This is a genomic window from Mogibacterium kristiansenii (assembly GCF_009695905.1).
GTDB lineage: Bacteria > Bacillota > Clostridia > Peptostreptococcales > Anaerovoracaceae > Mogibacterium_A > Mogibacterium_A kristiansenii.
The window spans coordinates 1-23,092 of sequence record NZ_VUNA01000002.1 but is presented as its reverse complement, the minus strand read 5'-3'; the positions used below and the strand labels follow the sequence as shown (position 1 = coordinate 23,092).

Annotated in this window: 20 protein-coding genes; 3 read left to right on the top strand and 17 right to left on the bottom strand. The window is 52.3% G+C overall.

What is annotated here, in order from left to right:
- Positions 1-3 precede the first annotated feature (3 nt).
- From rpoD to FYJ65_RS01255, 8 genes are all read right to left on the bottom strand, one after another.
- On the bottom strand, positions 4-1,128 hold the full coding sequence (rpoD, locus tag FYJ65_RS01290) for an RNA polymerase sigma factor RpoD (protein ID WP_154553548.1): 1,125 nt from the start codon (positions 1,126-1,128) through the stop codon (positions 4-6).
- A complete protein-coding gene (gene dnaG / locus FYJ65_RS01285; RefSeq protein WP_154553547.1) occupies positions 1,128-2,900 on the bottom strand; it encodes a DNA primase in 1,773 nt (590 codons plus the stop codon). The genes rpoD and dnaG overlap by 1 nt, the downstream gene beginning before the upstream one ends.
- 22 nt (positions 2,901-2,922) lie before the next feature.
- Entirely contained in the window at positions 2,923-3,945 is a 1,023-nt protein-coding gene (locus tag FYJ65_RS01280; protein ID WP_154553546.1) for a deoxyguanosinetriphosphate triphosphohydrolase, read from the bottom strand.
- Positions 3,946-3,952: 7 nt separating this feature from the next.
- Entirely contained in the window at positions 3,953-4,387 is a 435-nt protein-coding gene (gene dut, locus FYJ65_RS01275) for a dUTP diphosphatase (RefSeq protein ID WP_154553545.1), read from the bottom strand.
- A 14-nt stretch (positions 4,388-4,401) separates the two neighbouring features.
- Positions 4,402-4,902, bottom strand: a complete 501-nt coding sequence (locus FYJ65_RS01270) for a hypothetical protein (RefSeq protein ID WP_154553544.1) — start codon at positions 4,900-4,902, stop codon at positions 4,402-4,404.
- 167 nt (positions 4,903-5,069) lie between these two features.
- Positions 5,070-6,395 carry a uracil-xanthine permease family protein gene (locus tag FYJ65_RS01265; RefSeq protein ID WP_154553543.1) on the bottom strand — a complete coding sequence of 442 codons (1,326 nt, stop codon included), beginning with the start codon at positions 6,393-6,395 and terminating at the stop codon, positions 5,070-5,072.
- Positions 6,396-6,485: 90 nt separating this feature from the next.
- Positions 6,486-7,502: a serine O-acetyltransferase gene (locus tag FYJ65_RS01260; protein WP_235898155.1), complete on the bottom strand. Its 1,017-nt coding sequence runs from the start codon at positions 7,500-7,502 to the stop codon at positions 6,486-6,488.
- A 168-nt stretch (positions 7,503-7,670) separates the two neighbouring features.
- A complete protein-coding gene (locus FYJ65_RS01255) occupies positions 7,671-9,440 on the bottom strand; it encodes a Na/Pi cotransporter family protein (RefSeq protein ID WP_154553542.1) in 1,770 nt (589 codons plus the stop codon).
- 166 nt (positions 9,441-9,606) lie between these two features.
- On the opposite strand from FYJ65_RS01255, the gene FYJ65_RS01250 reads away from it, so the two are divergent.
- Positions 9,607-10,158 carry a transcription repressor NadR gene (locus FYJ65_RS01250; RefSeq protein ID WP_154553541.1) on the top strand — a complete coding sequence of 184 codons (552 nt, stop codon included), beginning with the start codon at positions 9,607-9,609 and terminating at the stop codon, positions 10,156-10,158.
- 81 nt (positions 10,159-10,239) lie between these two features.
- On the opposite strand, the gene FYJ65_RS01245 is transcribed toward FYJ65_RS01250, so the two are convergent.
- The 8 genes from FYJ65_RS01245 to thiC all read right to left on the bottom strand — a co-directional run bounded on the left by FYJ65_RS01245 (position 10,240) and on the right by thiC (position 16,965).
- Positions 10,240-11,514 carry a RyR domain-containing protein gene (locus tag FYJ65_RS01245; protein ID WP_154553540.1) on the bottom strand — a complete coding sequence of 425 codons (1,275 nt, stop codon included), beginning with the start codon at positions 11,512-11,514 and terminating at the stop codon, positions 10,240-10,242.
- Positions 11,475-11,762, bottom strand: coding sequence for a hypothetical protein (locus FYJ65_RS01240; RefSeq protein ID WP_154553539.1), 288 nt, complete (start codon positions 11,760-11,762; stop codon positions 11,475-11,477). The genes FYJ65_RS01245 and FYJ65_RS01240 overlap by 40 nt, the downstream gene beginning before the upstream one ends.
- 5 nt (positions 11,763-11,767) lie before the next feature.
- On the bottom strand, positions 11,768-12,562 hold the full coding sequence (locus FYJ65_RS01235) for a HesA/MoeB/ThiF family protein (protein WP_235898154.1): 795 nt from the start codon (positions 12,560-12,562) through the stop codon (positions 11,768-11,770).
- Positions 12,562-13,209: a thiamine phosphate synthase gene (locus FYJ65_RS01230; protein WP_154553538.1), complete on the bottom strand. Its 648-nt coding sequence runs from the start codon at positions 13,207-13,209 to the stop codon at positions 12,562-12,564. The genes FYJ65_RS01235 and FYJ65_RS01230 overlap by 1 nt, the downstream gene beginning before the upstream one ends.
- On the bottom strand, positions 13,193-14,446 hold the full coding sequence (thiH, locus tag FYJ65_RS01225; protein ID WP_154553537.1) for a 2-iminoacetate synthase ThiH: 1,254 nt from the start codon (positions 14,444-14,446) through the stop codon (positions 13,193-13,195). Before thiH ends, FYJ65_RS01230 begins: the two co-directional genes overlap by 17 nt.
- 12 nt (positions 14,447-14,458) lie before the next feature.
- Entirely contained in the window at positions 14,459-15,229 is a 771-nt protein-coding gene (locus FYJ65_RS01220; RefSeq protein WP_154553536.1) for a thiazole synthase, read from the bottom strand.
- A gap of 109 nt (positions 15,230-15,338) precedes the next feature.
- Entirely contained in the window at positions 15,339-15,533 is a 195-nt protein-coding gene (thiS, locus tag FYJ65_RS01215) for a sulfur carrier protein ThiS (RefSeq protein ID WP_154553535.1), read from the bottom strand.
- A 142-nt stretch (positions 15,534-15,675) separates the two neighbouring features.
- The gene (thiC, locus tag FYJ65_RS01210) at positions 15,676-16,965 is read right to left on the bottom strand and encodes a phosphomethylpyrimidine synthase ThiC (RefSeq protein WP_334296001.1); all 1,290 of its coding nucleotides are present in this window, start codon (positions 16,963-16,965) and stop codon (positions 15,676-15,678) included.
- Positions 16,966-17,385: 420 nt separating this feature from the next.
- On the opposite strand from thiC, the gene FYJ65_RS01205 reads away from it, so the two are divergent.
- Positions 17,386-18,750, top strand: a complete 1,365-nt coding sequence (locus FYJ65_RS01205; RefSeq protein ID WP_154553533.1) for a YjiH family protein — start codon at positions 17,386-17,388, stop codon at positions 18,748-18,750.
- A 148-nt stretch (positions 18,751-18,898) separates the two neighbouring features.
- Positions 18,899-19,375, top strand: coding sequence for a pyridoxamine 5'-phosphate oxidase family protein (locus tag FYJ65_RS01200; RefSeq protein WP_154553532.1), 477 nt, complete (start codon positions 18,899-18,901; stop codon positions 19,373-19,375).
- Between the two features lie 52 nt (positions 19,376-19,427).
- Here the strand turns inward: FYJ65_RS01200 and uvrA are convergent, their stop codons facing one another.
- Positions 19,428-22,292 (bottom strand): excinuclease ABC subunit UvrA, encoded by a 2,865-nt coding sequence (gene uvrA, locus FYJ65_RS01195; protein ID WP_154553531.1) that lies wholly within the window; start codon positions 22,290-22,292, stop codon positions 19,428-19,430.
- Positions 22,293-23,092 lie beyond the last annotated feature (800 nt).

Sequence of the window (23,092 nt, the reverse complement as noted above, 5' to 3'; positions counted from 1 at the left end):
CGCTTACTCCAGATAATCCTTCAGCTTTTTGCTGCGGCTCGGGTGTCTCAGCTTGCGAAGAGCCTTCGCCTCAATCTGACGAATTCTCTCTCGAGTAACGTTGAATTCTTTTCCGACTTCTTCCAGCGTTCGAGGTCTGCCGTCTTCCAGTCCGAACCGAAGCATCAATACCTTCTTTTCTCGATCCGAAAGGGTGTCCAGCACTTCCATCAGCTGTTCCTTCAGCATGGAGTATGCCGCTGCATCTACCGGTGCCGGTACATCATCATCCGGAATAAAGTCTCCCAGATGGCTGTCTTCCTCCTCGCCGATTGGGGTTTCCAGAGATACCGGATCCTGAGAAATCTTCTTGATCTCCCGGACCTTCTCTACGGTGATTCCCATTTCCTTTGCGATTTCTTCCGAAGTCGGTTCACGGCCGTACTCCTGAAGCAGCTGACGAGAAATTCGAATCAGCTTGTTAATGGTTTCCACCATGTGCACCGGAATACGAATGGTTCTCGCCTGATCCGCGATGGATCGGGTGATCGCCTGACGAATCCACCAGGTTGCATAGGTGGAGAATTTATATCCCTTTGTGTAATCGAACTTGTCGACCGCCTTAATCAGACCCAGGTTTCCTTCCTGAATCAGATCCAGGAACGACAGTCCACGATTCAGATATCTCTTTGCGATGCTGACTACCAGACGCAGGTTGCTTTCACATAGCTTTTTCTTCGCTTCTTCATCGCCCTGCTCCATACGAATCGCCAATTCCCGCTCTTCATCTGCCGTCAACAGGGATACCTTTCCGATTTCCTTCAAATACATACGAACCGGATCGTCCGTCGGAAGGGTTTTCGGAACGGTGGCTTCCACGTCGATTTCACCGGTTTTGGTAAGAACGACGCCGTCATCATCGCCTTCTTCGTCTGCCAGCTCTTCGGAATTCGGTTCACGGGAATCCACCAGAGAAATCCCATTCTTTTCTACTCGATCGTAGATTTCATCGATTTCCTCCTTGCTGATGTTTAATTTCGAAAGGTAGTCCCCCACTTCAGTAAGAGAAAGCACGTTTCCGTTCGTCTTTCCCTGAGTAATCATTGCATTCACATGTTCTTCAATTGTGCGTGCGGATACTTTTGCCATTAATTACCCCTCATCTTTCTGCTCTGCATTTGTGCATCCAGCTCCATCAGTTCCTTCGCTATTCGGGTCATATCTTCTTCATTACCCATCTTCTGAGCCGTCGCCAGCTCGTTCTGAAGTTCGGCCCTTCGCTCCCGAAAGTAAATCATCTGATAGGATGCCAGACATTCGTTATAAAATATTTCATCATCCGGCCCAAGCCGAATGTTCTTGACTGCATTTCGGAGAAGCACTTCATCCTCCGGATCCAAGGCGTTGTACACTCTCTGCATATCCACGCCCATCACTCCCGGTGGGTACTCTTCCCCGGCCAGATTCTTCACCGCTTGGAAAATCCTACTTCCCACTGCGGTGCGGAAGCGTACGCCGTCCGCTTCCATTCTTTTTACATAATACCGATTCGCCATGGCCAATACCAGAAAGGTAAAGTCCATCCGTATTTCGGTACTGCTTCCCTGACTGTGCTCTCGCCGGTTGCGGTACTGCGGTACCCGGGCGGCCTGTTTTCCGCTGTCCGCTCGAATTTCGCCGGCAATCGCATACTCGGAAATCCCGAACTCCTCGGAAAGCTTTCGAATGTAGATATCTTGCTCCACCGGGCTCAGCTGTTCCATCACCGGAACGCAGCGTCGTATGTATTCCAGCACCTGGTTGTCCGATTTGAAATCGAATCCCCGTCTCAAGACGGAAAGCCGGAAATCCGTTGCGGGAACCGCATTTCGAATCAGTTCCAGAAACGCTTCCTTCCCATTCTTTCGGACAAACTCATCCGGATCCTTACCATCGTTGATCTGCAAAACTCGGACATCGCACTCCGCTTTGCGGATGATATCGATTCCTCGCATCGCCGCGTTTATTCCGGCATTGTCCGCATCGTAGGACAGCACCACGTTTTTCGTGTACCGGCTAATTAACCGTCCCTGGTTCTCCGTCAGTGCGGTCCCCAGCGAAGCGGTCACGTTGTGAATCCCATTCTGATACAGGGAAATCACATCCATATATCCTTCCACCATCAGCACCTGATCTTCCGAAGAGATATCCTTCTTCGTGATGTTCAGGGCATAAAGGTTGTTTTTCTTTAAGAAAATATCGCTTTCGGAGGAGTTAAGGTACTTCGGCTGCACGTCTCCCAGCGCTCTGCCGCCAAACCCGATAACCTTTCCCGCCGTGTTGATAATTGGGAAAATCACCCGATTTCGGAATTTGTCGTAATACCCCTTCCGACCCTGCTGGATCAACCCCAGCTTCAGCATGTCCTGCGTGGTCACACCTTCTTTTTCCAAGTGGTTCATCAGGGCATTCCAGCTGTCCGGCGCATATCCCAGTCCGAATTTCCGGATGGTATTGTCCTTCAGTCCCCGTTTCCGAAGATATGCATACCCCGGATTGGGCCCTTCCGTCAATTTCCGGAAGAAGAATCGAGCCGCTTTCCGGTTGATTTCATAATACTTGTTGTAATCCGTGCGATGCCCCCGCTTCTGCTCCGGCATCCGAATTCCGTAATCCTCGCACAGCTTCTCCACCGACTCCACGAAAGACAGATTATAGTAGCGCTCCACAAAATGGATTACATCCCCTTTCTCTCCGCATCCGAAGCAGTGGTAGAACTGCCGCTCCTCATTCACGTTAAAGGAAGGCGTTTTCTCACTGTGGAACGGGCACAGGCCCTTATAGCTGCTTCCCGCTTTTTTCAGCGAGACTTCTCGGCCGATGACATCCACAATGTTGACCCTGGTTTTCAATTCGTCAATAAAATTATTGTCAAATGCCATCCTTTCCTCCTACATTCTCCGGCTACCCCTTGTAATCCGTCCAGGCTTTCGGTACGAACAGATCCGAATACAGAGAAATCGCGTATCGATCCGTCATCCCGGAAATGTAATCCTTTACCGCTTCTGATCTCCCGTCTTCTCCGGCAATTTCCCGGTACAGGTCCGGCATGCGGTCCGGATTACTGCAGAAATAATCATACAGCTGACGAATCACCATCTCCACCTTGTTCATGTCCTCCGCTCTTTTTACCCGAGCGCTGTCATAGACATTTCGAAACATGAATTCCCGAAGTTCATCCAACGCCTCCTGAAAAGACGGGCTGAGCTGAATGCGGTCTTGATCGGCACTGGCGTGTACCAGATTGTCGATCAGATTGTTGATTCGATTCGAATGGGTTCGCCCCAGCACCCGGATGTTCTTCTCCGGAAGGTCCTTCTCGGAAATGACACCGCTTCGAATGGCATCGTCAATATCGTGATTGATATAAGCGATTCGATCGCTGAAGCGCACAATCTGACCCTCCATGGTAAAAGGAAGATTCGGTCCGCTGTGATTCAGGATGCCGTCCCGAACCTCTGTGGTAAGATTCAGGCCCCGACGCTTGGCAGAGGATTCCAATCGGTCCACCACCCGAAGGCTTTGCTCGCGGTGCTTGAACCCGCCGGGATAGACTCGGTCCAGAATCGCCTCTCCGTTGTGACCGAAGGGCGTATGTCCCAGGTCATGCCCCAGGGCAATGGCCTCCGTCAGGTCCTCATTATAGTTCAGAATCCGAGCAATCGTTCGAGATACCTGCGCAACTTCCAACGTGTGAGTCAGCCGCGTTCGATAGTGATCTCCCTCCGGCGCCAAAAAAACCTGTGTCTTGTGCACCAGTCTCCGGAACGCTTTGGAATGAATGATTCGATCCCGGTCCCGCTGAAAATCCGTCCGGTAACGGCAAGGCGCTTCCGCCATCTGCCGCCCTCGAGATTCCGCCGCTTTCGCCGCCCGTGCATCCAATATTTCATATTCCCGTTTCTCGATATCTTCCCGGTAATTCATTGTAATCCTAGCCCTTGATTCCTGTGTGACCGAAACCGCCTTCGCCGCGAACGGTATCCTGAAGTTCGGTGGTCACTTCCACTTCCACTCGCTCGTATTTTGCGATTACCAGCTGAGCAATTCGGTCTCCGTTCTGAATTTCAAACGGTTCCGATCCCCAGTTAATCAGCGGCACCTTCAGTTCTCCCCGGTAGTCGGAATCGATGGTGCCGATTCCGTTCACCAGACCGATGCCCTTCTTGATAGCCAACCCGGATCTGGCCCGGACCTGGCCTTCATAACCCTGCGGAATTTCCACATAGATTCCGGTGGGTACCAGGCGACGTTCCATCGGCTGAAGCACCATGGGTTCCTGAAGATAGGCTTTTAGGTCCATCCCGGAAGCACCCTCTGTGGCATAAGCCGGAACGTTTCCGCTCTCAGAAATTATTCTTAATTTCATCAGATGATTCCTTTCTATATCTCTGTTCCCTCTACCATATCCTGCACGGAGACATCATAGCCGTCAATCTCGTAGTTGTAGGCCTTGTGGAAATCATATTCCGGTTTCTCTCCCAGGAACGCTGCCGCACTGATATTGTACCGCGCATCCCGAACGCAGATTTCCTCCCCGGTATTTCGATCGATGACCGAAGGTTCTACGATGTACCACTTTCGGAAGCGGTAAATGGCATCCGCCAGGCTTTCCGGATCTTCGCACCCTACCACCGAACGGCGCATGGTGTCCGCTAGGAAGTAGAGGTCCGTCTCCTCGTCCGGTACTCGGTTGAGGAATTCTTCAAAATAGGATTTCGCCAAATCCCGAAAGCGGGTGAAATCCACCTCCCGAAGCAAGTCGTCAATCAGGTTCTGTTCTATGGTCTGATCCTCCTCCAGCAAGGAGGCCATGTTCTCGTAATAGGTAAACTCTTCCGGATCTGAAATATCCAGAACGTTGTAAAATTCCGTCTTATCCATCCTTTTTCCTTACTCTTTTTTCCGTTTACGGAAAATATGTACCTAAAATTTCTCAGTTTTACATTATAGCACTAATACATCGGAAAAAGCAAGAGAATTAATGAAAAAAATTCTGTGCAGACACCTCGAGAGATGCTTGCACAGAATTTTTGTTTTTCGTATTCGAACTATTCCTCCTTCGCCGCTTCGCTGTCCTTCGGCAGAATCAGGTTTGCCACTATCGCCACGATGAATACGACCGCAACGCAGTTTTCCGCAAATACGGTGTAGATGATTGGCGGGAATACGCTGAAGATTTCCGGAACCTGGGTGAAACCGATTCCGATTCCCAGAGACAGTGCCGCAATGGTGATGTTCCGCTGTTCGAAACCGCATGCCGCAATCATTTTCATTCCGCTTACGACGATGCTGCCAAACATCATGATGGTGCAGCCGCCTAGTACCGCATCCGGAAGGGTCGCCAGCACAGCCCCGAAGAACGGAAATATTCCTGCCAGGATCATAATGCAGGCGCCTACTCCGATGACCATTCGGTTCACGACTTTGGTCATGGCAATCAGTCCCACGTTCTGGCTGAAGGAAGTGACCGGAAGGCATCCCAGAATACCGGACAGCATGCTGGCATATCCGTCACAGGCGATAGAGCCTTCGGTTTCCTTTACCGTTACCGGCCGGTTCAATCCGGAGATTGTAAGCGCAGAGGTATCGCCGATGGTCTCCGTGGCGGATACCAGGAAAATCAATGTCATGGACACGATGGCACTGGCTTTGAACACCGGCTTGAACGGCATGATAGACGGAAGGCTTACCGCTGCGGTGTCATGCAGTGCGGAGAAATCCACCGCCCCCATGAATACAGCGAGGATATAACCCACGATCAATCCGAAAAGTACGGACAGCTGTTTCCAGTAGGATTTCGCCAGCATATCAAAGAGCAGGCAGCTCAGCAGTGTTGCCGTTCCCAGAATCCAGTTCTGAGCCGAACCGAACCGCTCGTTTCCGCTGCCGCCGCCGAAGGAAGAGGCACCGACAGACAACAAAGAAAATCCGATGGCTGTTACGACGCTATCCGAAACAATCGGCGTGATGAGTTTGGTCCAGTATTTCGCGAAGAGACCGATGGTCCCCTCGATAAAGCCGCCGATGATTACCGCGCCGACGATAGCGTTGTAGCCATACTGGGCGCCGACGGTGCAGGCTACGGACACGAACGTAAAGCTGATGCCCATTACAATCGGCAATCCCGAACCCACCTTCCATATCGGAAACAGCTGAATCAACGTACCGATTCCGGCAATCACCATGGTGGTCTGAATCAGCTTGGCCGTTTCACCGGACCCCAGGTGGCAGGCGTTTGCCACGATGATCAGCGGTGCGATATTCGCGACGAACATCGCCAGGATGTGCTGCAGTCCGAACGGAACCGCTTTTCCCAGCGGAACTCTTCCGTTCAGGTTGTAAATATTGGAAATATCAGCTTTTGAATTGTTCATTAATTCCCCTTTCTTCTCTTAGCGACAATATATAACAGCCATTATACTTCAATTTCAAGCAAATCTGTTGTATATATTTTCATGCACGCTCTAAATTAAGCTGTCATCCTGTTCCAATTCTTTCTCGTCGGTCTTCTTGTGGCTCTTTCGGTCTACCACCAGCTCATGGGTTTTAATGGTAACGGTGGTGTGCGGATCCACGGACTTCGTCACGAATGCGTTGCCGCCGATGACCGCCCCCTCGCCGATTACGGTACGGCCGCCCAGCACCGAAGCGCCGGAGTATAGGGTGACATAATCCTCGATTGTTGGATGTCGTTTGGTTCCGTGCATCTTCTGACCATCCTTCGTGGACAGAGCGCCAATGGTCACGCCCTGATAGACCTTCACGTGTTCCCCAATCACCGAAGTGGATCCCACAACAACGCCGGTGGCATGGTCGATGCAGAAATACTTTCCGATTTTTGCTCCCGGATGGATATCCACCCCCGTCTGGGTATGGGAGTATTCCGTCATCATACGAGGAATCAGCGGTACATTCAAGCGCTGCAGGCCGTGGGCCAATCGATAGATCGCCGTCGCCAGAATTCCAGGGTACGATAAAACAATTTCGTGTTTGCTGTTGGCTGCCGGGTCGCCTTCAAAGGTCGCCTCGATATCCGTATCCAGATATTCCCGGATTTCCGGAAGCCGCCGGAAGAACTCCAGCGTGATTTTTTTTGCCGCCTTTTTCCGCTGCGCCCGGTCCACATCCGCATACCGTTCATCGTACAGAAGTGCCAGCTCAATCTGTTTCCGCAAACGATACATCACGTCTTCAATAATCACGGAAATCTTGGTCTCCGTGTGCACCGTATGGTATACCTTCTCCCGATAATATCCCGGAAACAGCACTGCCAGAAGCTCATCCAGAATCACCACAATCTGATCTCGGTCCGGCTGTTCGAAGAACTTGAGATTGTCGATATCCCGGCCCTTTTGGTAATCCTTCAGAATTCCGTCCACGACCTGCTCCACTTCCAGATTCATCTCCTCATCGCTGCAATCATCCAGCATCGGAATGTAAGTCTCCGCGCCCTCATATGCCCTTGCTATCTTCCCCGCCATGGGTCGTTTTCCCCTTTCTTTCATTAAATCATACACATTTTGTTCTATAGTAACATATTTTATTCATAAAAAAAAGGAAATGCCACAAAATTGTGCATTTCCTCTACGAATGTATTAAACTATCGGTTCAGCTTACAGGATAGAACTACAGGAACCGAATCCGATAATTTACCCGTTTACACTGCTGAAATCTGCGCCTGCCGGTCCATCCGGCAACCCTTCTTCCGATTCCACCGTATCCGGCAGAATGACGCCGACCTCGGAACGCTGTACGAAATGCACATTATCCTGCGCTTCTGTGGCAATTTCCACGCAATCGTCCACCAAACGTTCCATATTGTAAATAATATCGTTGAAATCATCCGTCAATCCCGCATCGCATTCTCCGTTCTGCACTCTCTTCAGGTGCGCCTTTCGGAAGCTCTTCTGCGAGTGGCGGAGCTGTGCCTTCGATTTGTTAATCTGCTCCATGGAAATCGGCGTGTCATATGCTACCGCATCCATGGCCAGTATAAAGAATTGCTGAATCTCCTCAAAGCATTCCACCAATTCCCCTCTGGCGATGCCGGAAAGGTTTCGGCCGCTGTTCATGATACTGTGAATCTGCGACAGAATTTCGTTGCTTCGAATCGCCATTCTCTTCAGCGTGGTGACAACTCCCAGAAGTCCGGCCGCCTGCTCGGACTGCGTGTCATTCATTTTACTCTCTTCATAGAGTTGTACGATGTATTCGGAAACCTTCTGATGAAGTTCGCGAATGCCGGCAGACAAATCCTGCAGCTGGGTCTGTTCTTCCGTGGACGTCGATTTCTTCACGATATCCTTTGCGGACTGCAGCATGTCCACCACCAGGTTGGCAACGTTTCCGATTTCCCGGGACACCAGATACAGTGCAGCGGACGGCTGTGTCAGCACGTGGCGGTCCAGAAATTTCGGCTCTCCCAGGCTCTCTACCGGTTTCCGATCTCCCTTAATCAGCCAGCTGACCCAACGAACCATCAGCGGGATCAGCGGCAGCCAGATCAGAGTTACCGTTACGTTGAACAGCGTGTGGGCATTGGCAATCTGTCTGGATATGACGGACACCTCCGGACCTTTGGTGGAAATGTACTGTACGATTTTTGCAAAGTACGGAAGGATGCAGAACGCCACTGCCGCTCCCGTTATGTTAAAGGTACAGTGCGCCGCCGCAACTCTCTTGGCGGCACGGGACTGTCCGATAGATGCCAGGACTGCGGTGATGGTGGTGCCGATATTATCTCCCAAGAGAATCGGAATTGCACCGGCCAATCCGATGATGCTGGTGACACCGTCCGGTCCTGCCTGGCTAGCAAAGTTCTGAAGCACCGCGATGGTAGCGGAACTACTCTGTACCACCAGGGTCATCACGGTTCCCAGGGCGACGCCCAGAATCGGCATATCTTTTACCTGACCCATCAGCTGGATGAACACATCGCTGGTTGCCAGCGGCTTCATCACGCTGCCCATGATTTCAATTCCTTCGAACAGCAGCCCGAAGGAGAAGATCACCATGCCGATTTGTTTGATTTTGTCTTTCTTCGAGATGAAGTACATGATAAAACCGATAAAAATGATCGGGTAGATGTAGTCGCTGAGCTTAAACGCCAGCAACTGTGCCGTCATTGTGGTACCGATGTTGGCACCGAAGATCACTGAAATCGCCTGGGGCATGCTGATCAGCCCGGCGCTGACGAATCCGATAATCATAACGGTGGTGGCGGAACTGCTCTGGAGCACTGTCGTTACCAGTGCGCCGGCCAAAACACCCATTACCGGGTTTTTGGTCAGGAATCCCAGAATCCGCTTCATCTTATCTCCGGCCGCCTTCTGAAGGGCATCGCTCATTTTATTCATTCCGTAAAGGAAAATCGCCAGTCCTCCCAGCAGACCGAATAACGTCTGTAAAGTCTCGTTCATTTTTCTATCCTCCTGTTCTTCTACGGTTATTGTAGCGGAGAATGGATTTTACAACTATCAGCGAGATGTAAATCAAACATCAAATCTTTGTAAAGTCCCACGAACAAGCCTCGATGGTGTATAATAGAAACAAAGAACCCGACAGAACTTGAAAAGGAGGCGCCTCATGAACGGCGAAATTCGACGATCCGAAATACTTCAGAAATTACAGAACAGCGGCCGTGCCATCTCCGGCAGCGCCCTGGCCAAAACCTTCGGAGTCAGCCGGCAGGTCATTGTGCAGGACATCGCCCTGCTTCGGGCTCAAGGCATTCACATCACTCCCACCAACCGGGGCTACCTATTGGAGCGAAGCACCGGCCGGGCGACTCGCGTCTTTAAGGTCATCCACACGGAAGATGAAGTGGAAGACGAACTCACCCGAATTGTGGATCTGGGCGGCACCATCAAAGATGTTTTTATCTACCACCGGGTGTACGGCGTGGTTCGCGGTGAACTGAACATCCGCTCCCGCCTGGACGTCTCCCATTACATGGCGGAGATGCACGGGGGTAAAAGCAGATTGCTTTCCCGCTCCACCTCCGGCTACCACTACCATACCGTAATGGCAGACAGCGAGGAGATTTTGGATGTCATCCAGGAGGAACTTCAGAAAAACAATTATCTGGCGCCGCTGCAGCCGGAAGAACCGGTGCATTTCGGACCACCGGAAGAATAGGATAGAATAGAATTGAATTGAACAGAATAGGAAAAAGACGCCATACCCAAGGATTCGGCATGGCATCTTTTTTTATGAGATTTAATAGGATTTTCGGTAAAGCTCGTATCCCACGGATTTTAGTAGTTTTGGGACTTCACGGATTTCTTTTCGGATGAAGGCTTTGGTGCTTTCCGGCAGTTCGTCGTACGGAACCAGCTCCGGCGAATGCTTCAGCTCGGAATCCTTCACCCCGGCGGTCCAGCCGTCCTCCAGCTTGTCCTTTACCCAGCGGCGATGTTCGATTTCCGACAGCAGCTCCAGGTCCGGACCGTACAGTTCCCGAATGGTGTCCACAGCATTCGGCACAATCGGCCGGATGCCCAGCACCGCATCGAACTGCACCAGATGCTCTCCCAGAAAGCGAATGCGGGAACGGTAACCTTCCTTGAAGAACTCGTCCAGGTCCTCCCAGTCCGCCATTTCCTCTTCTTCCCAGATGCGATCCAGTGCTTTCGGATTCAGGTTATCGCTTTCATTTGCCAGTTTCATGGACACCTCCCGAAGTCGGCGCTTCCGATATTCTTCGTGGGAAATAAAGGCGTATTTCTCCACCATGCTCCCAAGGATCTGCTCGAAGGTGAGCTTTCGTTCGAAATCCGCCACGTTCAGATGGATATCCAACTGGGTGTTCATGGGCAAGTTGGACGGCGTGAATCGGCTCACGTGAGACAGCCGGCACATGGCCAGGATGAATTCCAAAGAGCGGGCTCCGTGACGGTATTCCGACACCCGAAGGAGTGCGGAAAGAAGTCCGTTGGAGATGTTTACCTTACCGGTCTCCTCATCGTACACTGAAGGAATCCGGCGAATAATCTGCTGGCGAAGGAGCATCGCCCGGCGGATGATATGGCTGCGGTCCGTCTTACAATCCGGATTCAGGCCTCGGATATTCAGAATGCCCTTCAGGCGGCTGACGAAATCCGGGCCCTTTACCCGCTGGAACTCCGCAATTCGCTCTTCATCATCCCCCGGCAGAAAATCGTTGAAGGAATGTGCGGTTCCGCCGGCGAAGACGAATACCGCCTTGTTGATTTTCTTGGTTTTGCCCCACAGGGAGTATTCTCCGTCCTGCATCGGTGCCAGGAAGTACCGGAGCCAGCCGCGGTTGATTCCCTCCCGGTCGGAATCAAATTCGTCGAAGAACACCAGCGGGATGCTGCCCTCCGCGTTGGACAGCGCCTCGTCCAGCGCCTCAAAGAGGGCGGCCGGCTTTTCAATCTGAGACAGGTTGATGGCATACACCGCAAAATTTCCGCTGGTTTCCGCAATCTGCTTCACGCCGAAGGATTTTCCGGAGCCCGGATAGCGGCCCATTTTGCAACCTGTTTTTCGGGATAGACCACCATATCCTGCCGATTCCGAAGGGAACGCATGGAATCGTTTACGTTCAGCACCAACAGAAAGTCGTTCACCGTCCGCTCATAAGAAATCTTCCGGGTAATCCGGTAATCCATGCCCCGAAGTCGGTGCATGGACAGAAGGGGAATTCGGTCGTTGGCAAAAGCCTCCTTAAAGCTCTTCCCCGGAACGTATTCCACATAACATTTAGGGTCTTTAAACATAATCTCTATCCTTTCCGTCGGCTTCCGCAAGCCGTGCATTCCGGATTGGCATCCGGCAAAGGAACTTCCCGAATGCGTCCGGTCAAAAGATCAAAGGTGAGCATTTTCCCGGTGAGGAGTCGTCCCACTCCGGTGATGTATTTCATCGCTTCGGCCGCCTGAAAAGATCCCACGATTCCGGCAATGGGTCCGATGACGCCCCCTTCTTTCGCCGTCGGCGCTTCTCCCGGTTTCGGTTCTTCCCCAAAAATACACCGGTAGCAAGGTCCTTTTCCCGGTACGTAAGTCATCAGTTGTCCGTTCAGTCCCAGAATTCCCGCATGGCTGTAGGGTTTTCCCTTCTCCACACAGCCGTCGTTAATCAGGAATTTGGTATGGTAATTGTCCGTGGCATCCAGAATAAAATCATAGTCTTCAATCAACTCTCCGATGTTCTCCCGGGTGACCATCCGGTGAATGGGAATAATCTCCACATTGGGATTCAAATCCCGAAGGGTCTCTGCGGCGGATTCCACCTTGGGTTGTCCCAGATTCCCCGTCCCGTGGATAATCTGACGCTGAAGGTTGGAGCGGTCCACTGTATCACCATCCACGATTCCGATGGTTCCCACTCCTCCTGCTGTCAAATACAGGGAGGCCGGGGACCCCAGGCCCCCGGCTCCGATTATCAGCACCTTTGCCGCTTTTAATTTTTCCTGGGCTTCCTCTCCCCATTCCGGGATCAGAAGCTGACGGGAATACCGTTCTTTTTCTTCCGCTGTTATCATCTCTAGCTCCCCTTTTGCGTTACATGATTTCATTATATCATTCCTTGTTCGGAAAAGGAATCGGATTCCGAGTACTTTCGGAACAGTTCCTCCGGGTTCTCCGCATCCATGGCGGAGCTCATCATGGCGAAGCCCGCGGCCCCGGCCCGCCGCACCTCCGGTGCGCGGGCCGGGGTCAGGCCGCCCAGCGCAAACACCGGCATGGGGGCGGCCGGACCGCAGACTTCCGCCAGGAAGTCTGCGCCGCGAGGCGGCAGGCCCGGTTTGCAGTCCGTTGCATACACGTGCCCGGCCGTCACATAATCGCATCCAAAAGCTTTTGCCCGAAGCACATCCTCCACGGAGTGGCAGGACGCACCCAGCACCTCGAATTCCTTCCGTTCCTCCGAACTCATCTTTCCCAAGGCATCCAGCGGCATGTGCAGCGCCGGGATGCCCAGCTCCCGCGCCACCGCCGGGTGACTGTGAACAATCAGCGAAGTATCGGCACTCCGGCAGATGTCCCGGACCTGCCGAGCCAGCTCCGAATATTCTTTTACCGGCAGATCCTTCTCCCGAAGCACGATTCCGAATGGCTTCGCCGCAGCAATTTTCTCAATCTGTTTCAAGAAGTCCGCTTCCCCCTCAAACCGCTTCCGGCTGGTGATTACCAAAATTTTCGGATTACTGCACGTACACATAATCGTTCATCACCGGCTGAAGGCCGGCCGCCTCCTGATCTCGGTACATCTCCTCCAGGCTCCGATCGTCGTCGATATCGAACTGCTCGTCGCCCTCCGCTTCTCCCTTCTTTCCGGTATACTTCTCTTCATGGTCGCCGATTCCGGTAGATACCCCGGCGGAAACCTTGGTAGCCGCAATCCGGGTAATCCCGTCTCGGAAAGAGCGGCTCTCTCGGGAGGATACCACAATCTGCGCAAACGGCAGGAAAATCCGGTATGCGCACAGAATCTGGCAAAGCTGGGTCTCGTGCACATCCTTCGGATTGATTTTGTCGTTGTTCACGATTGGACGCAGTCTCGGGCAGGAGATGGAAATATCCGCATGGGGATATTTTCTCTGCAGCAGACAGGCGTGCAGCGCCGTGGCAAAGGCATCCTTTCGGAAATCCGACAACCCCAGCAATGCGGACATTCCAACGCCTCTCATGCCGCCCATAAGCGCACGCTCCTGGGCTTCAAAGCGGTACGGCCAGATTCTCTTGTTGCCGGCCAGATGCAGCTGCTCGTAGCGATCGGAATCGTAGGTCTCCTGGAATACGGTGACGTAATCCACCCCGCATTCGTGCAAATACCGATAATCGTCCACGTTCACCGGATATATTTCGATGCCCACGTTCCGGAAATACTTCTTCGCCAGCTTGCAGGCCTCGCCGATGTACTTCACATCGCTTTTTACCGGAGACTCGCCGGTCAGCAGCAAAATCTCCTCAATTCCGGTATCTGCGATGACCTTCATCTCGTGCTCAATCTGTTCCGAATCCAGTTTCAGTCTCCGAATGTGGTTGTAGCAGTTGAATCCGCAGTATACACAGTAGTTCTCGCAGTAGTTGGCGATGTACAGCGGCGTGAAGATGTTCACGGAATTTCCGAAGTGACGGGAAGTCACCCGGTTTGCCCGGCGAGCCATTTGCTCCAGGAACGGCTCCGCTGCCGGCGACAGCAGTGCCTTCAGATCCTCAACGGAACAGGTCTCCTGCTCCAAAGCCCTTTGCACGTCCCGTACCGTGTACTCAGACGGGTCGTATTCCGCCATTTCCTTCATCACCCGAAGGCGGAGGGACGGATCGATCTGATCCATTCCTTCCAGATACTTCATATGATCGATTCGGGAGGACGGGTCGTTCTCCAGACGATGTTTCTTCTCCAGAGCGGCGGGAGACAGATGCTCGGAATCCACCAAAAAATCATTTTCCATAAAGCACCTCCCCTAGTTCCGCAGGAATCCGGTCAGCGGATCGGAAGCGGATGCACCTCTGGTAAGGACTCTTCCCAGACCGGCCAGGTATGCTTCTCTTCCGGCCTCTACGGCTTTACCGAATGCACTGGCCATCTGCGGAACATCGCCGGCGGTTGCCAAAGCGGTGTTGGCCATGATTGCCGCCGCACCCATCTCCATGGCTTCACATGCCTGAGACGGTCTGCCGATTCCCGCATCCACGATAATCGGAAGTTCAATCTCATCAATCAGAATCTGGATAAATTCCTTCGTTGCCAGACCCTTGTTGGATCCGATCGGGGAAGCCAGCGGCATTACCGCAGCGGCACCGGCATTCACCAGATCTCTTGCGGTATTCAGATCCGGATACATGTACGGCATGACGATGAACCCTTCCTTCGCCAGAATCTCCGTCGCTTCCACCGTCGCCTGGTTGTCCGGCAGCAGGTACTTGCTGTCCCGCATAATCTCCACCTTTACAAAATCTCCGCATCCCAGCTCTCTGCCCAGTCTGGCAATGCGAACCGCTTCTTCCGCCGTCCGCGCACCGGAGGTATTCGGCAGCAGGGTGATGTTCTTCGGGATGTAGTCCAAAATATTCTCGCTGTCCTTCGTGTTGGCCCGGCGAACGGCCACGGTGATCAGCTCTGCACCGGCATTCTCCACCGCTGCCTTAATGAGATCCAGGCTGTACTTTCCGGAGCCCAGAATAAATCTCGAATTAAATTCTTTTCCGCCAATTACTAATTTATCGTCTTTCATTTGAATGCACCTTTCTCCTGCATCGGTCCGGAAGTGACTGGCACGTTCCGCATCATTGTTTTTAGGGATTATCTATAAAAAAAAGATTCGTTCGTCATCGGTGTCCGGCTTAGCCGCCACCCATGAATTTCACCACTTCGATGGCATCGTCTTCCTGAAGAACCCTTGTGTCGTAGGCCGTCTTCGGCACGATTTCCAGATTCACTTCCACCGCAACGGCGGTTCTCTTGTAGCCTTCCGCTTCCAGCATCTCCGCTACGGTCATGGGTCTGTCGAATTTCCGATCTTCCCCGTTGATTTTCATCCCTTTCACCTCCTTCACTTACAGAATCGGCGCATCCAGATTGCTTGTTTTCGTCTTCATTTGGCGATGCTCCGGGGCTCGGAAGCCGCCGCAGCACCGCACTTGTTTTTACCGAATAGTCGGCACTTTCCCTTATGAGAACTTAGAGAATATCGATGTATTCTCCGGACAGAGCCTTGTTCATGCTCCGTACCGCACAGAACTTACCGCACATGCTGCAGGTTTCGCTGTGATCTTCTTCCGGAGAACGGTCGTCCCGGATGGCTTTCGCCGTTTCCGGATCCAGGGCGCACTCGAACTGCGCATCCCAATCCAATTCTCTTCTGGCATCGGCCATCTTATCGTCGATATCCCGCGCATTCGGAATGCCTTTGGCGATATCCGCTGCGTGAGCGGCGATTTTGGAGGCGATGATACCCTGTTTGGTGTCTTCCACGTTCGGCAGCGCCAGATGCTCTGCCGGTGTTACGTAGCACAGGAATGCCGCGCCGTTCATGGCTGCTACGGCACCACCGATTGCAGCGGTGATGTGGTCGTATCCCGGAGCGATATCGGTCACCAGCGGTCCCAGTACGTAGAACGGTGCGCCCATGCAGATGCTCTGCTGCACCTTCATGTTGGCGGCAACCTGATCCAGCGGAACGTGTCCCGGACCTTCCACCATTACCTGTACGTTGTGATCCCACGCTCTCTTGGTGAGCTCGCCCAGGCGAACCAGCTCCTCAATCTGGCATACGTCGGTTGCGTCGGCCAGACATCCCGGACGGCAAGCATCTCCCAGGGATACGGTAACGTCGTATTCTTCACAGATGTCCAGAATCTCATCGTAGTATTCGTAGAACGGGTTCTCGTTTCCGGTCATGCACATCCATGCAAAAACAAGACTTCCGCCACGGCTGACGATATTCATCTTTCTCTTGTGCTTCCGAATCTGCTCGATGGTTTTACGAGTGATTCCGCAGTGCAGTGTGACGAAGTCTACTCCGTCCTCTGCGTGAAGGCGGACAACATCCACGAAATCCTGTGCCGTCAGGGTGGCCAGGTCTCTCTGATAGTGAATAACACTGTCGTATACCGGAACGGTTCCGATCATTACCGGGCATTCCGATGTGAGCTTCTGCCGGAATGGCTGAGTGTTGCCGTGACTGGACAGGTCCATAATCGCTTCGGCGCCCAAGTCCACTGCGCTCATCACCTTCTGCATCTCAATGTCGTAGTCTTTGCAGTCTCTGGATACGCCGAGGTTGACATTGATCTTGGTGCGAAGCATGCTTCCAACACCTTCTGCCAATAAGCACTCATGTCTCTTGTTCGCCGGAATAGCAACCTTTCCTTCTGCCACAAGTTTCATAAGCGCCTCGACATCCATGTTTTCCTTTGCCGCAACGGTACGGATCTGCTCCGTCACAATGCCTTTTCTTGCAGCATCCATCTGTGTCGTGTAATTGCTCAAAATAATCCTCCTTACTTTCTTCCGGCAATTTTTGCCGGATTCAAATGAACAATTTTTTCTACCGCGGCAGAAAGTGGTGCTCCCGGTCTGCCGCCTGCAATAAAAAACACGGATTACCAACTTTCGTTCCGGTAATCCGTGGGTTCCACGATCTTATCTTCCCTCCGTTGGCATTATCCAAATCAGGTTATGGGTCGAAGTATTCCTTCCTCTCAGCCGGTTGCTTCCAGCTCCCCGTATGTTTTTTTACTGCAGTTCCATTGTATCACGATTCCAAATTCTGTCAATTAATTTCCGTTTACGGATTGTAATGATATTCATGCTCATGTATAATTTCACATTGTACGGGTTATAATACATAACCGCTGCGAACAAAGAAAGAGAGAGGAAAATATTATTATGGAAAAGAACGTTAGCAAGGCGCGGTTCATTGTGCCTTCCGTCGTCGGAATCTTCCTGTTCATGATTCCAATCAAGGTGGACGGAAGCTGGACCATCGCCGTCAAAATCATCGCGGACTGGATTTCTGCAATCGCCGAAAGCATCCTGCCCGGTCTCTGCCTGTTCATCCTGACCGTTTCGGCCGTACTGTGCCTGATGGCTTTCGCCAAACCGAAATTCATCATGGAAAATACGCTCTTAAAGGAAGCGTTCTGCTGCACGCCGTTCTGGGCGGCCACCCGTGTGCTTGGATGCATCTTCTGCTGGCTGGCCTACTTCAATCTTGGAAACGAACAGGGCCGGGGATTTTCGAAATTCATCGGTGCCATTACCGGTCCGGATCAGGGCGGAATGGCCCTCGGCCTCATCGTGGGATTGGTCATCATCTTCCTGATTGCCTCCTTCCTGCTTCCGCTGCTGCTGGATTTCGGTCTTCTGGAATTCGTGGGTGCCCTGCTGACGAAGTTTATGCGTCCCCTGTTCCAGGTTCCGGGCCGTGCGGCGGTAGACTGCATCACCTCCTGGATCGGTGACGGCACGCTGGGCGTTATGCTCACCTGCAATCAGTACGAGGGCGGCTACTATTCCACAAAAGAAGCATCCATCATTTCCACCTGCTTTTCCGCCGTATCCATCACCTTCTCCATGGTGGTACTGGCTCAGGTGGATTTGACCCAGTATTTCGGCATCTACTACTTAATAATCTGCCTGATTGGAATCGTCTGCGCGGTAATCTGTCCGAGAATCTATCCATTGCGGAAAAAGCCGAACGATTACCTGATTCCGGGCAAAGCCATGCCGGAAACGCTGCCGGAAGGTTTTACTTCTTCGAAAGAGTACGGCCTGCACTTGGCTATGAAAAGAGCCGCAGCCCACAAAGGTGTTGGCGAATTCTTCAGAAACGGCGCAAAAAACTGCCTGAACATGTGGTTCGGCGTCCTGCCAACCGTTATGTGCATCGGTACCGCAGCCCTTGTGGTGGCCAACTACACTCCGGTCTTCGACTGGCTGGGCATGCCGTTCCGTCCGCTTCTCAGCGCCCTGCAGGTGCCGGATGTCGCTGCGGCGGCTTCCACCATGGTGGTCGGCTTCACCGATATGTTCACCCCATCGGTAATCATCGCCGGCACCAATGCGGTTCCAATGACTCGGTTCATCGTTGCGGTGGTTTCCGTAACCCAGGTACTTTTCTTGGACGAAGTAGGCGGACTGATTCTCAGCTCCAAGCTGCCGATCAACCTGTTCGAACTGTTCCTCATCTTCCTGGAGCGAACCATTATTTCCCTGACAATCGTCTGCCCGATTGCCCATCTGTTGTTCTAATTTCAGAGATTTTGAATTAGAAAACGCATCCGAAGGATATTCGATATTTCCTCCGGATGCGTTTTTCTTTTTCTGCGTCCTCATTTGTGGTACACTTTTATTGATATGAAACAAGTGTTTATAGACAAATTGAAAGGACGGTGCCGCTATGTTTCGCAAAATGCGTCGCTTCAAACAGCAGATTACCGATGAGGAATGCCGGAAAATTCTGGCGGAGGAAGGCCGAGGCGTGTTGTCCCTCTTTGGCGAGGACGGATACCCTTACGGCATCCCGATGAATTATTTTTATGATGAAGGCGAAAACAAGATCTACTTTCACTGCGCGAAAGAAGGACACAAAATCGATGCTCTTAAAGCCAACGGGAAAGTATCCTTCTGCGTGCTGGACAAAGGCACCTACTCGGAAGGGGACTGGGCCTGCACTCTGCACAGCGTCATCGTATTCGGCGAGATTCACCTTGTTTCCGATGGGAAGAAGGCCTTTGATAAACTGTGCAGCCTGGGAATCAAGTACTATCCGACCCGGGAAGAAGGCATTGAAACTGCCAAAACCAATGCCTCACGCACACAGATTCTGGAGCTAGACATCCATCACATCACCGGCAAGCGGGTTCATGAGAAATAAGAAGTAATACAAAACAGTGTCACCCTCAGAATGGATGACACTGTTTTTTCAATTAAAGCCTTCCGGCTTTCTCCAATATCCGCTTCAAATACTGACCGGTATAGGATTCCGGGCACATCGCCACTTCCTCCGGGGTGCCGATAGCCACAATTGTTCCGCCCCCGTCACCGCCGTCCGGACCCAGGTCGATAATGTGATCCGCACATTTAATTACATCCAGATTGTGCTCGATTACCAGCACCGTGTTTCCGTCGTCCACCAGACGATTCAGCACGTACATCAGCTTATCCACATCCGCGAAATGAAGTCCCGTGGTCGGCTCATCCAGGATGTATAAAGTCCGACCGGTGCTCCGCTTGGAAAGCTCCGTGGCCAGCTTGATTCGCTGAGCCTCGCCGCCGGAAAGCTGTGTAGACGGCTGTCCCAGCTTCACGTATCCCAGACCCACTTCATCCAACGTCTTCAGATACCGCTCGATTCCCGCCTGGTTCGCAAAGAACGGCAGGGCTTCCGAAACGGACATCTCCAGCACCTGAGAAATATTCTTTCCTTTATATTTTACTTCCAAAGTCTCGTGGTTGTACCGGGCACCGCCGCATACCTCGCACGGCACGTACACATCCGGCAGGAAATGCATCTCCACTTTCGTGATGCCGTCTCCGCGGCAGGCCTCACATCGGCCGCCCTTCACGTTAAAGCTGAACCGGCCTTTGGAATATCCTCGAACCTTCGCTTCCGGCATCTGGGCAAAAAGATCTCGAATATGGTCGAACATTCCCGTATAAGTCGCCGGATTAGATCTCGGTGTCCGTCCGATTGGCGACTGATCGATATCGATAACCTTATCAAAGTTCTCGATACCCTGAATCTCCCGATATTTGCCCGGCGTCTCCTGCAGCCGATTGGTTACCGCCGCAACCCCTTTGTAAATAATCCGGTTCACCAAGCTGCTCTTGCCGGAACCGGATACACCGGTCACGCATACCAGCTTTCCCGCCGGAATCTCCACATCGATATTCTTCAAGTTGTTCTCCGCAGCCCCCAGCACTCGAAGGGACAGGCCGTTTCCTTCCCGTCGCTTCGCCGGAATTTCGATTTTCCGAACCCCGGACAGATACTGACCGGTGATGGATTCCTTACATGCCTTGATATCCTCCACCGTTCCTTGGGCCACCAGCTTGCCGCCGTAAATTCCGGCCCCCGGACCGATATCCACGATGTGATCCGCCGCATACATGGTGTCCTCGTCGTGCTCTACCACGATCAATGTGTTGCCCATGTCCGTGAGGTTTCGAAGAGCTTGCAAAAGCTTGTCGTTATCCTTCTGGTGAAGGCCGATGCTCGGCTCATCCAAAATATACAAAACGCCTACCAAACCGGATCCAATCTGAGTAGCCAGCCGGATTCGCTGGGACTCTCCGCCGGAAAGGGTGCCCGCCGCCCGAGACAACGTCAGATATCCCAGTCCCACCGTCTGCAAGAAGGAAAGCCGGTCCATAATCTCCTTGGTAATCAGCTTCGAAATGGCTTTCTCTCGCTCCGTCAATTCCAGTTTCCGGAAAAAATCAATCGCCTGAATCACGGACATGTCCGTCACTTCGATGATATTTTTACCCCCCACCGTCACCGCCAGAACCGTATCCTTCAGCTTCCGACCGTGACATGTCGGGCACTCCGCCTCCGTCATCATGGCCCCGATTTTCTCGCGGATGTAGTCGGACTTGGACTCACCGTAGCGGCGCTCCAGACTCGGAATGATGCCCTCAAAAGTATGATTCATATGGGAAACACGACCGCTCTTACTGGTGTAGGTGTACTTCAGCTTCCGAGTTCCCGTTCCGTAGATCAGTTCCTTCTTGAAATCCTCCGGCAGCTCCTTGTACGGCCGGGTGATGTCCGTGTTGTGGTCAATGGCCAATTGCTGCAGCATCTGCCGATAGAATCCCATGGCGTCCATCGAGGCAAAAACATTCCCCATCGCGCCTTTCACCAGGCTCTTGTTCTCATCCGTCACCAGGGATTCCGGTTTAATCCGCAGAGTAAAACCCAGTCCGGTGCAGGTCTCACAGGACCCGTACGGCGCATTAAACGAAAACATCCGCGGCTCCATCTCCTCGATGCCGATGCCGTGTTCCGGGCAGGCCAGCATCGTGCTGAAGGTCTCCTCATATTCCTTTCGGCTTCCGTCCTCTTGGTTCTCGGCAAAAAGAACGTTCACCAGTCCTTCCCCTTCCCGAATGGCCAGCTCTACCGCCTCCGCAATACGACTCCGGTTGTCTTCTTTCACCACTATCCGATCGATGGCAATTTCGATAGTATGCTTCTTGTTCTTCTCTAAAAGAATCTCTCCGTCATCCAGGCGGTGCATCTCGCCATCCACCCGAACTCGGGTGTAGCCGTCTCTCTGAATTCGTCCGAAGACCCCTTTGTGTTCTCCCTTTCGTCCTCGAATTACCGGGGCCAGTACCGTCAGCCGAGTTCCGATTTCGTGTCCCGCAATCCGATCCACAATGCTGTCCACAGATTGGCTGGTGATCTCCCGGCCGCAAATCGGACAGTGCGGAATTCCGATTCGCGCATAAAGCAGTCTCAAATAGTCGTAAATCTCGGTAACGGTTCCTACTGTAGACCGGGGATTTTTGTTGGTGGTTTTCTGGTCAATGGAAATAGCCGGAGAAAGGCCCTCGATCACCTTCACATCCGGCTTTTTCATCAATCCCAAAAACTGCCTGGCATAAGCAGACAGGCTTTCCACGTATTTCTTCTGGCCCTCGGCATATATGGTATCAAAAGCCAGCGATGACTTCCCGGAACCGGACAGGCCGGTGAATACCACCAGCCGGTCCCGGGGAATCGTTACATCCAAATCCTGAAGATTATTCTCGCAGGCTCCTTTAATGACAATATTTTTCTCCATTTCGCACCCTTTCTGAAATGATTTATGATACGTTACAGTATAGCATCTTCAGAGCCTGCGTGCAAACATTTGTTCTTAAAATGTGATGGGATAATATGTGAAAATTGCGCTTCATCCATTTCCATGAAGCGCAATTTTCCGGTCATCATATCGGATTATTTAATTTTAACCTTCTTGGTTCCGGACCATGTCCCGTAGTAGGTTTTCCCGCTGCGGCCGCGCTTTGAAACAACCCGCAGACTTGGTGCAAAGCGAACGAAAGAAGAAGACTTTGCGGGGATTCGTGCACCAAGTCCACGGCGGCCGCGTCTTGAAACAACCCGCAGACTTGGTGCAAAGCGAACGGAAGAACAAGGCCTTGCGGGGATTCGTGCACCAAGTCCCCAGCGACCCCACGCCGAAAATGGCCTGAGACTTGGTGCAAAGCGAACGGAAGAATAAGGCTTTGCGGGAATTTGTGCACCAAGTCCACGGCGGCCGCGCGCTGAAACAGCCCGCAGACTTGGTGCAAAGTGAACGGAGGAACAAGGCCTTGCGAGGATTCGTGCACCAAGTCCCCCGCGGCCGCGTGCCGAAAATGGCCTGAGACTTGGTGCAAGAGAAACGAAAGAACAAGATAATATGAAATGACCTCACATTTGTAATATCGTGGATTCGCCACTATACTGTAATTGACGACTAAATCAATAGACAGTGGTTTACCACATACAAAAGGAGGTCATTTATGAATAGAATACTAAAAATCGGAATGGATGTCCATAGCACCAGCTACACTTTATGTGCAATGGAGCCCGTGCTTG